The 10,920-nt window shown below is 40.8% G+C and carries 8 protein-coding genes; 1 reads left to right on the top strand and 7 read right to left on the bottom strand.

Annotated elements, in window-relative coordinates; translation table 11 throughout:
* Positions 1–3: 3 nt before the first annotated feature.
* Positions 4–717 carry a single-stranded DNA-binding protein gene (gene ssb, locus PAUR_RS02705; RefSeq protein WP_192506288.1) on the top strand — a complete coding sequence of 238 codons (714 nt, stop codon included), beginning with the start codon at positions 4–6 and terminating at the stop codon, positions 715–717.
* Between the two features lie 228 nt (positions 718–945).
* Here ssb and PAUR_RS02710 read toward each other — a convergent pair whose 3' ends face one another.
* The 7 genes from PAUR_RS02710 to PAUR_RS02740 all read right to left on the bottom strand — a co-directional run bounded on the left by PAUR_RS02710 (position 946) and on the right by PAUR_RS02740 (position 10,892).
* Positions 946–1,905, bottom strand: a complete 960-nt coding sequence (locus PAUR_RS02710) for an FHA domain-containing protein (RefSeq protein WP_192506289.1) — start codon at positions 1,903–1,905, stop codon at positions 946–948.
* Between the two features lie 285 nt (positions 1,906–2,190).
* Positions 2,191–4,362, bottom strand: coding sequence for a YcaO-like family protein (locus PAUR_RS02715; protein WP_192506290.1), 2,172 nt, complete (start codon positions 4,360–4,362; stop codon positions 2,191–2,193).
* Positions 4,362–5,117 carry a phytanoyl-CoA dioxygenase family protein gene (locus tag PAUR_RS02720; protein WP_192506291.1) on the bottom strand — a complete coding sequence of 252 codons (756 nt, stop codon included), beginning with the start codon at positions 5,115–5,117 and terminating at the stop codon, positions 4,362–4,364. Before PAUR_RS02720 ends, PAUR_RS02715 begins: the two co-directional genes overlap by 1 nt.
* Before the next feature lie 55 nt (positions 5,118–5,172).
* A complete protein-coding gene (locus PAUR_RS02725; protein WP_192506292.1) occupies positions 5,173–7,356 on the bottom strand; it encodes a TOMM precursor leader peptide-binding protein in 2,184 nt (727 codons plus the stop codon).
* 3 nt (positions 7,357–7,359) lie between these two features.
* Positions 7,360–8,586 carry an amidohydrolase family protein gene (locus PAUR_RS02730; protein ID WP_192506293.1) on the bottom strand — a complete coding sequence of 409 codons (1,227 nt, stop codon included), beginning with the start codon at positions 8,584–8,586 and terminating at the stop codon, positions 7,360–7,362.
* 63 nt (positions 8,587–8,649) lie between these two features.
* Positions 8,650–9,429, bottom strand: a complete 780-nt coding sequence (locus tag PAUR_RS02735; protein WP_192506294.1) for a phytanoyl-CoA dioxygenase family protein — start codon at positions 9,427–9,429, stop codon at positions 8,650–8,652.
* Between the two features lie 95 nt (positions 9,430–9,524).
* On the bottom strand, positions 9,525–10,892 hold the full coding sequence (locus tag PAUR_RS02740; RefSeq protein ID WP_192506295.1) for a hypothetical protein: 1,368 nt from the start codon (positions 10,890–10,892) through the stop codon (positions 9,525–9,527).
* Positions 10,893–10,920 lie beyond the last annotated feature (28 nt).

Consider the following 10,920-nt stretch of genomic DNA (forward strand, 5'->3'; position numbering starts at 1 on the left):
GTCATGGCACGTGGTGTAAATAAAGTTATTTTGGTTGGTAATTTGGGTCAAGATCCTGAAGTACGTTATATGCCGAATGGCAATGGCGTTGCAAACATTACTTTAGCAACATCTGATAGTTACAAAGATAAAAACACGGGCCAAATGATCGATAAGACTGAATGGCATCGTGTAGTCTTTTTTGGAAAGTTAGCTGAAATTGTTGGCGAGTATTGCCGTAAAGGGTCTCAAATTTACGTAGAAGGTAAACTTCAAACACGTAAATGGACTGATCAAAGTGGTCAAGAAAAGTATACAACTGAAATTGTTGTTGATGGCTTTAGTGGTCAAATGCAAATGTTAGGTGGTCGTGGCGACCAGCAGGGCGGTGGTCAGTACCAAGGTGGAGGCCAACAACAAGGTGGTTATTCACAACCACAAGCTCCATCACAATATAATCAAGCACCACAACAGCAAGGGGGCTACTCTCAGCCAGCCCAGAACCAACAAGGTGGCTTTGCGCCTCAAAACCAGAGTGCGCCACAACAGAGTAACACTCAACAAGCGGGTGGGTTTGCACCGCAACAAGCTGCGCCTGCACAACCTCAACAAAGTGCACAACCTCAACAAAGTGCACCACAGCAACAAGGCGGATTTGCACCTAAGCCAGCTCCTGCTGGCGGCGCATCAAACCCAATGGAACCGCCAATTGATTTTGACGACGATATTCCGTTCTAGGAAACGTTAAATGTAAAAGTGTTAAATTAAGCACATATTTTACAAGTCATTATGACGAACCCAGCATTTTTGCTGGGTTTTTGTTTATTATAGATTGCAAACGAATTTATATTGTTGGCTGCATGGTTAGTTTTTACTGATAAATACCTTAAATTAGCGTGACCATGTTACTCATCTTGCGTGTTGAGTAGGTGATAGGTGGCCTAATGTATTGACGAGAGAGTTGTCTCAATACTCTAGTGCACTGCCTTTAAAGATATTGAAATTATTAGAGGTAAAGCGTACATAGCCAGTACGGCGTTCAATTAGTGACGGCGCGACAAGCCCAATACGTTTAAACTGTTCTATTAATTGCTTTCTAGCTCTGTGTATTTGAATATTAATGTGGCACTCACTGAGCCCTAAGTCTTTTGACAACTTTTTAATTGAGACCCACCCGTCATCAGCTTCTTGTTTTAGCATATCTGTTTTATATCGGGCGAGTAAGGCGGTTAAATAATGATGACAACGTACATCCATATCAATCATTGTTTTGTTATGTTTTACTTTTAACCCAGTGTGCTCTTCATCTTGACTGATACGAAATATATACTTTAGCTCAACCTCTTCTTGCTGATTAAGTGCCACCGTTGCGATATCATTTTCGTCAGATCCAGTGACAAGTTTCCACTGCGTGTTTGCAAAATAGATTTTTTCTCCTTCAGAAACTGGGTGGGATGTCATATCTTCAGCATTTTCACATACCCAGCGTTTTTCTTCAGTGTTATATGACAACACAATTTCAGGCGCTGTTTCATTGGGCAGTAAGTTTAACTCGTCAAGGAAAATGGCTTTGGGTAACTGATTACGGTGAACAGTTTGTTTTGTGTCAGGCACTAATGCATCGAGTGGTTTATCTAGGTTGGTAACGGTGAATGTATAATCGGCTGTTGCATTGAGAGATATCGTGTCGCCTATTGATAGAGGGTATTCAAGATCGACATCCAGCTGTTTGTTATTTAGCCAGACACCATTTCTACTCATATCTTTCACATGCCAACTATTATCACTCCATTCTATCAGCATATGTATACGAGATACATTGGGGTGATTAATATGAGTATTGACAGCATCTTCTTTACGACCTATTAAATGATATTTTGAAAGGTAAACTAGCTCTTGTGATGCATTAATTTTTAACTCTGCCATGCGTAATGTCCTTTTATTAAGTCCTTGCTATATATTCAACTTTAGACTAGCAAGGTGTATATGTATGTCTATTACATGAATATTACATCTAATTACCGCTATCAAATAAGTCATTATTATTGACTCGTCATAAAGCCCATATGCTTGCTACTTGTTACCAGAGGTATTGATGTGATGTTTAGGTTGTATTGTACTTGAATACATTTTAGAGATAGTACCTTCGAGAGAAAGCCTTTTGAATAAAGGAGTCTCGAAGATATCGTCATAGTAAATATATTTAGCGCTTTAAACGTAGAGTCCTTGCTGATTAATGGTTGATTCATTTTTTGCCTGTTTCACCCAACCTAAATCGACAGGCACTTGATACAGGCGTTGATTAGCCAGTTGTGGCCATATATGACACAAACCAGGTGCAATGACTTTTGCCGTATTTATGGGTAACTCATCTCGGGTATAGTCCACAACTAACACTTCAATGTTCTGCTCTTCAAGTGCTGCAACCACAGCCTGAATATTATTTTTAATATCTTTGTCAGTTACCAATTTAACACTTTCAACCGGTACATTTTGCGGATAGAGAAAAGGGCGCTTGGTTATGGCATCAAAATCAAATGGTGCATTCTTTTGGTCTCTAACCGGAATTAATTGACAGAGTTCCGTGAGTGCTCTTTGTGCAGCCATTTCAGGCTCTAAATGGCAACCAAAACCAAAAATGAGACCGCCATTATGCAGATGTTCTCCCACAGCCGCCATAACCGGAATACCAAAATCATGGGTTAAGTCGAGCACCCAAAAATTGTGGCTGACTTTGAGCGTGTCGTTCAAAGGAGCAAAGTAATCTAAGGCAATACGAGAAAGCTCAAATGCAGGTCTGTGTATTTGGTTATACCACCAGATGGCCGTTGCATCACGCTCTATCAGTTCAAATAGCCCTTGCAGTATCGCTTCTTCCAATGAATTACCGGCAGCGGCACCATTTGAATGCCAGCGGCCAAAAGAGTCGTCTGTAAAAGGAATATTAGCAAAGCATATACTTAGAGGAAGGTACACTCTTTCGTTATTGGATAATGACCAACTCGCAAACCAATGTATGGAGTCACTGTGATACCGTCTGACAGCTTGGCTGCGCTGAGATTCTGGATTATTAATGTCACAAAACATTGCGTACTGCTTCTCACTAAAGGGGGCCAGCTGATGAAAGCTCATGTGTCGCTCGTTCAATGAGTGAGCCGTTGAAATGTGAAAGGGTTCATTCCCTTGGTACTGCGCATTACGCCTTTCTATTGCCTCACACAATGCACTTGCTTGCGATTGTGCGTGGCTAACCCCTTTGCCTAAACAACTTTGTACGAAACTACTATTATCTAAGCGGTTAATATGTTTTCCCAAAGGCGTTTTAAAAAAAGCTGTTTGATAAATTTTTATTGGCCCTTCATCTTTTGTTTCAAGTGGTTTCAGGTGGCTGATAAAGCCCGTTACAGGGTCTACAAAGGGCATGATTTTTAATATGGTTTGTTCTGGTGTTAAAGTCCGAGAACCACCATCTGTATTGTATGTGATCGGGCTGCTTTGTAATAAAATAGGTTGGCCAAATAATGTCTTTTGTAGTGTAAGTACGCGCCTATCTTCTGGAATTAGGTGAGTTGATGTTTGATCATTGGCTATATCATATTGTAGTAGCTCACAATGATGACTCTCCATTTGCTGCTTTAGTAATCTTTGTATATCTTGCCATTGAGGCTCTAAAAATTCATGACGCAACTCGTATGGTGCAAACGCTACTCGCCCCTCGCTTTGACAGGCAATAAAGTGGTTTACGGGACGGTTTTGCCGAAGTAGATCTTGAAGATATCGCAAGCTGGCTTTTTTAGTGGCTAAACTTTGCGGTGACGTGTTACGTTTTTTGCTAAAAATAGGCGTGAATTGCAGTATATTTCCGGTAACTTTGATAACGCAGTATTTATCGAGTTTTTTGGTTAGAGGCAAGAGTTGTTTATCGAGTAAGTCATCAACGAGTAATATATGTAACTTATCTGCACGGTTTTTTTCTTTTGACTTGAGTACGGTTTGAAGTTTCATGCTCCATAGCTTTAAGAAGTCAGAGGCTGCTGAGGATATACTTTTGATCTCAAAGTTATCGCTGACGTAAAGTTGTGAGCATAGTTGGGGAGATGGTTGGCGGTACTTAATTGTCATGGGGTCAGAGTTATTACATAAGATTTTATGTTTGACTAGCTGATTGGCGCGATATAAAAATGTGGCGCAGTGTACCGTTGAGTGTGCAATTGTTGATGCGTTTTGAAGCGGTTGTGCAAGAGTATCATTAATCGTCGTTACAGCAGGGTAATCGCGTTCACTGAGCCAAAAAAATTCATGTTCAGCAATAAGTAACACGCCTATGCGTTCAAAGCGATAGGGGAGAAACTTAGGGTGCCAGATCAATTGATTAGTATTCATTATAAATAACTTTTATTATAAATTATTGGGTTACGAATATTGTCGGGCAAACAATAGCCAAAAGCGTCGGTTTGTATATGCAGTGAAATTGACAGGCTCAGCCTGAAAACATCGGAACTATTAGGTCCACTACAGTGCCAAGTATTACCGTTATGGATAGAGAATTCATCATTATTTGAGTACGCATAAACTTCCTGATAGCCCGCATTCTTAGGTGTTATGTCAACAAGCTTCTGGGTTTGCAATTCAAGATCACATGGCGCGCCATCATTGAAATCATGTTCAGTATTGCCGGACCACAAATGTGAACCCTTTACAAACTTCATATTGCCGCTGTGTTTACTGATCGGGTTTAAAGGGATACATGCAACAATGATGTTTAATTTATTACATCGACTATTTTTATAGTCAGTGTGCCAGCCAACGTTGCCAGAGTTACCGCTATGGGCTGGTTTAAAAAATAAATGAGATGAGTTCAATTGAATTTTGTGAGCACCTGTGAGGTTGATGATATACTGAATAAGTGACGGTGAAAAAATTAATCGATATACAGAATGACTGAGCATATGCACTGTGTCGATTTTTTGAATTTTGTTCGGTTCTCCGATATTCCAACACAGCGCCGCAGGGATTTTATTGGCGGCTGAGTTTGTAAAGATCCGAGTAAACTGATAACAGATCTCATTTTTTAGTGCTTGCCAGTTTTTGTCTTGTTCTAACACAACAAACCCATCTTTTGTGTATTTGTCTTTCATTGGAATAGCCTTAATACAAGTAGCCGGTAAGTACATGGGTACTTATTGAGCTGGGTTAAATTAACAGTGCATGTTGGTTCAGTTGTGATTCTAGTTTTCTCTTGGCTTGTAGCTGCATAGATACAGGCACAGAATAAAGGCGCTCTGATGCAAAGTAAGGGAATAAGTGACATGTACCTGGGATGATTACTTTTACTGTATGTAAACACATATCTGGACGAGTGTAATTCAGTACGAGTACATCAAGTGTTAAGCTTTTTGCGCAATCTAGTAAGTGTTGTATATCGTCACAGATATCTGAGTTATAGGGCCGCCTAATTTCATTAGTACTCTCCGCGGAATATTGAAGAGGAAATAGAAAATCTTTGTTGGTTATCTCATCAAAATCAAAAGGGGCTGTATGATTGTGTCGTATTTCGAAAATTTGGCATAATTCAGTTAACGCTCTGTGTATCGCGATAGTGGGATCAATGTGGCAACCAAAACCTAAACTAAATTGTTCAGTGATTTTGTTATGTGCGACTGCTGCAAATACAGGGACGTTAAAATCGGTGGTAATATTCAAGACCCAATAATCGCAATGTTGCTCCAGCGTATTTGATAGCTGAAGTGATAACTCGTTATTGATCCCTTTTAAGCAAACGCTATTTCTAGGTACTTGGTTATACCACCAAATGGCAATAGCATCTCGCTCAATGATTTCAAGGAATCCCTGTAAAAGGGCTTCTTCTAAGGTATTTCCGGCTGCGCCCCCATTGTGATAAAAACGACTGTATTTTTGATCTTCAAAAGGACAGTGATCATAACAGAAGCTGGTTGGCACAAAGCACTGTTTGTGAGTAACTAAAGACCAAACAGGGCTCCAGTGTAATGGCGTATCTCCATCGTATGGTTGTGTAGAATACAAATTATGTTGGGCATTACTTTTGGATGAAAAATGTTGATACTGAGCGTCTGAAAAAGGGGATAACTGCTGTGGTAGTATGTATTTATCAGAGTTTTTAGGTGGAGTTGCTAAGTGTGTAGGTTCATCGCCTTGATATTGAGATGCTAAACGTTCAATTCCTTCACTCAATGCGCTAACTTTAGATTGCATGGGAGTAATCCCTTTGCCCATAGAGCTATACCAAAAAACAGGCAACGGAGTTTTTGAGTCAAAAGAGAGCGGTCGACGTGGTACTTGAAAGAACCCACTGCGGTATATTTGATTGACCCCCTTTTCAGAGCTTGATTCGGTATGGCAGTGAGTCAGTAGGCCACTAATGGGGCTGACTAATTTTTGAAGTTTATCATGGGTCTCACTTACTGGTACCGTTCTATAGCCACCATCGTCATGGGTTAACTTTTTGCTAGGGCTTAGCTTAATAGGCTTAGTATTGTGTTTGAATAAATGGGGATCTCCGCAGCTTTGGCATTGAGGGCGTTTAATGACCGGATGGATTGTCATCGTGGTGTCATTTATTTCATAAAGCGTATTGAGGTGGTGATCACTCATTAATTCAGGAATGACTCTTTCGGCCTGTGATTTAAACTGCTGCATACGATGTGTATCATAATGAATCGGAATTGGCGCTAAGGCTTGGACTGAAGGCTCTATGGAAGCATTGTCTTGACTATCAGTGAACCAACGTAAAGCACTATGAATTAGCATACGGTGCTGCAAGCATTGCCAGCATGCACTTTCAGCTAAGGGGTTAAACAAAGGCCCGACAAACGCGCGCTCCCCCGTCACTTTAATGATTAACCATTGAACTTGATTGTCACGATATGCTTGATTAATCGCAGATAGTCGCGGATCTAAGTAATCGTCTACGATTACGAGGCTTGTTTGCTCCAATATAGAGTCAGGGAGGGAGACGCTTTCAAAATCAAAGGGTAAATCAGGTTTAGATAACCAGATGATTTCTTTCCAGCGACTATTATTGTTTATTTTGGGAGGCAAAGTATATTGGGGCACATAGTAATGACTGACTTGCGCAAGACTTTGGCGTGGTAAAATGAAGCCTGCTTGTACAAGTACTGGCAAAAGTGTTCTAAGGCTCACAATGATCTTACTAGAACAGAGCGAACTTATTTCAGTTAAACTTTTACCTTGCGTTAAAATCGAATGTAATGCGTCCATCTGCTCTATTTCAATCAGGTGGGTATCGCACTCTGCCAATAATCGGTAGTGGGTATCCCGGTAGGGAGCCACAAAGAATTTTGGGTGCCACTGATAGTGCTCATTAAATACTGCCACTGTTTAATCTGCCATCTCTAAGTGTGAAGCTGCTACGATATGATGTGATTCAGTAGGTAGATTGGTCGCACTGGACCCATGTTCATCGATTTTTAACTCATAAAACTCTAGACCATTATTAATAGTGATATCAATGCACTCAGTCTCGCTTAACTCGCTCAACTGGTCAGTTATATTCTCAGTCGTGAAATGCAAATGGTCTGGGTGTGGAAAGTCTGTGCCATATAATAACTTTTTATGGCCAATAATATTGATGACTTCGCGTAAACAAGGTTCGCCCAACTCAATACCTACCCAGCATTGGCGTTTAAAATACTCGGAAGGTAGCATTTTGATATTCCTTTCTACTAGGCTTGGAAATTCAGGGAAGCAAATGTTATCCAAACGCCATAACCAAGAAGGTAACCAAGATGCCCCAGCTTCTAAAAAAGCGAATTTCAATTTTGGGTATCTTTCTAGTACGCCACTTTCTAGTAAAGCCACAAACGCCATTTGTGCTTCCATTGGATGAGAGCATGCGTGCAATGAGAATCTCGCACTAAAGCGTTGGTTGCCGGTGGTTGAGCCATGAAGGCAAGAGCCGCCATGAAATGCAACCGCGATATTGTTAAACTCACATGCTTGCCAAAAAGACTCGTAATCAGGGTGACCTAAGTCTCGATTAGCGATGACTTCTGGACGCAATACAATACTAGACCAACCATAGCTTATTATTTGTTCTAATTGTCTAAGTAAAGAGCTTGGGTTATGACGACTGATCAGGCCCACTGCTTTTAACTGATTTGGTGCATGTTGGCAATAATTGTGAAGCCAACGATTATACGCATCAGCATAAGCAAGAGATACCTCAGCGGGTAGCTGTTGATGATTGACGATAAAAGTAGCGAAAGTAGGGAATAAACACGCTACATCAATATTACTTTGCCGCATGGAATCAAGTTGTTGCTCCCCCGACATTGCTTGCTCACGTTGTTCAATACTGTCTGTATTCAAATAAGCGCTGGCAAGTTGCTCTGTGTCATGCCAATTATTGATGATAGGAATATCGCCAATTGTGAATATAGGGGGAAGGTCAATGCCACCCTGAGGTCCAAACTTTAAAATACGCTCACGCTTTTTGGCGGGCGTGTCGTATACACAGGTAAGCGGGTATTTTTGGAAAATAGTACTTTCAACATATTGCTGCCACATAGCGAAAGGCTCTACAACATGGCGGTCTGAGTCATACATCTGGGTTGTCCTTTATAATGATGTTACGGTGTCATTTCAATTTTATGAATGGGATTGCTGGCACTATTTTTCATAAATTATTGGGTATGTCGTGTTGTCTTTTAGCATTTCTCTAGCGCGTGTTTCATTGGTACTGAACGTCACTTTATCTGTTATTAAACACATACTAACGGCATATCTCCCTGTGTCAGTGGTGTTTTCGGCACTGCCATGCAAAGTTTTTGGGTGATGAAAGGCAATATCTCCTGCATTTGTTATCGAAGGCGTTTCGATCCAAGGGTGGGGAAGAGAATCAATTTTTAGCAGTTGTCGCTGTTGGTGAAGATTGTGTTGTGCTATGCCAGAGTAACGAGATTTTTTTGGCCAACAATGTGATTGGTTTACATAAGTGAGAGGCGCCATGGCTGCACACATATCAACCAGAGGCAACCAAGCATTTATTACGCCAGAGGTAAACGCTGAAATATAGTCGTTATCACGGTGAAAACCAACTTCACCTCCTTGACCACTGTTTGGCGGTTTGTAATATAGTTGACTGAGTACAATTTGAACGCAACTTGCGCCAGTGATTTGTGCTGCGAGTTGACCAATTACAGGGGAAGTTAATAATGCTTTTATTGCGTAATTAGCAAGGTGAATTTGTTGAACTCTTTGCACTTGATCATCATTGCCTACATCAGGGGTGCTCCAAGGCGCAATACCAGTATCATAACGGCCTTCGAGTACTTGCTGAGTACCTGTTAATGCATCAGCAACCACGGCAGGGTTAATACTATGAGGATGCAGAGAGAATCCATCCAGTTCATAATTCGTATTATGTGCGTTATCTATTTTAGACTTCATGCAAGTATCGTTCAAAAGGGAATCGGTAGTAAGTACACTACAGAGTGATTTAGCAATGTAATGTACTCATATATCAGCTTTTTATAATATACTTCTTAGCCTACAGTGAATGGCTGGCTGGCGCGTAATGCAGTAAAATCGGCTATTGCAGAAGCCCCAACATCGAGTATTTCTGGTGGTGACGGTAGTACGACTTCAAGTTCACTTGCGTACTCAGCTGGGTGCCACCTTTCGCCGCTTTTTGGCAACTCAGTGGCATAGTGTATGTAAATCTTCAATCCTGGAGGGATGGTATATCCTAGAGTTTCTAGCATTTCTGGGTAGCTAGATAATTGATCTCCACCGGTGATGGTGTTTTTAAAATTCTCATTAATAATTTTTTCTAAGCCAGCGGTCTTTAATGTGTTTGCTATATCGGGTTGTAGGTTAGGGAAATGATGCACAAATTCCCGATAGATATGCTCTTTAGAAATACCTTGTTTAAGTTCACTGCGGCTCTTTTCTTGTGCCTCAATAATTGCTTTAGAGTCTTGTAATTTCGCTTTAATGGTTTTAAAAGTCTTTTCACCCGTTAAGCTACTTGAAAAACGAATCGTCGCTTTTTGCCATCGACTGTTCCAATTATAGGCAACCATCCTAGGTACAAAGTATTCCCAGTTGGCGTCTTCGGTGAAGGCGAAAGCCCCACCACGGTCGAATAATTGTCCAACACTATTGGGTTGCTCTCCCGCTTTTTTATGCTGTGCGATAAGCAGGTTCAATAGTTCGGCTTTTAAACCTTTAATGAATGCCTCATTATTACTCGTGTCATATGTAAAGAGGTACCAGGAAATAATAGCGCAAGACAAGCTGTCAATGATGTTAGTGGCACAGTTTTGAGCGAGCTCGGGATCTGTCTTGCCTGCGTTTTCATTACAAAATGAGGGAGTAGCAGGGCGGTTTTTTGTATCATAGTCATCAAACAGCTGGCTTAGTGGGAAGTAAAAACCAAGTAATTGAAAGTTAGCAATAATATCAGCTTGGCTTTGGTTTTTATTTGCGGTGTTTTCAGAATTAAACATATGATAAAGCGAATTTACAGGGGGGATTTTGACGTGTAGCTTACCGAAAAGATGCTCATACCCATTGAGAGGCTTAAATAAATCGCCGGTGTTGTATGTGATGTCGTTATCAATAGCTTGCAGTGTCACTAATACTTCTTCACCAACGGTACTGACAATATGTGCTGATGTTGGATCATACGTACCAGCAGGCGACGGAACTACATTACCTTGTTCATCGCGGTATACTTCTGTAACATTTTGGATGTTGAGGTCATATTTTAGGATGTCATATAGGCACCTTACACAATCTCCTTCATCACAACGTTGCCAGTATCTCGCGAGCACGTTCGGCCATATATGGTTCAGTACGAGTCTGTCAGTAACGACAATATTATTTATATTTGAAGACGTATTGCTCATTATTCGTTCCTTCTTGCTTTTAGGGTTA

It is taken from the genome of Pseudoalteromonas aurantia 208, assembly GCF_014858725.1.
Classification (GTDB): Bacteria; Pseudomonadota; Gammaproteobacteria; order Enterobacterales; family Alteromonadaceae; genus Pseudoalteromonas; species Pseudoalteromonas aurantia.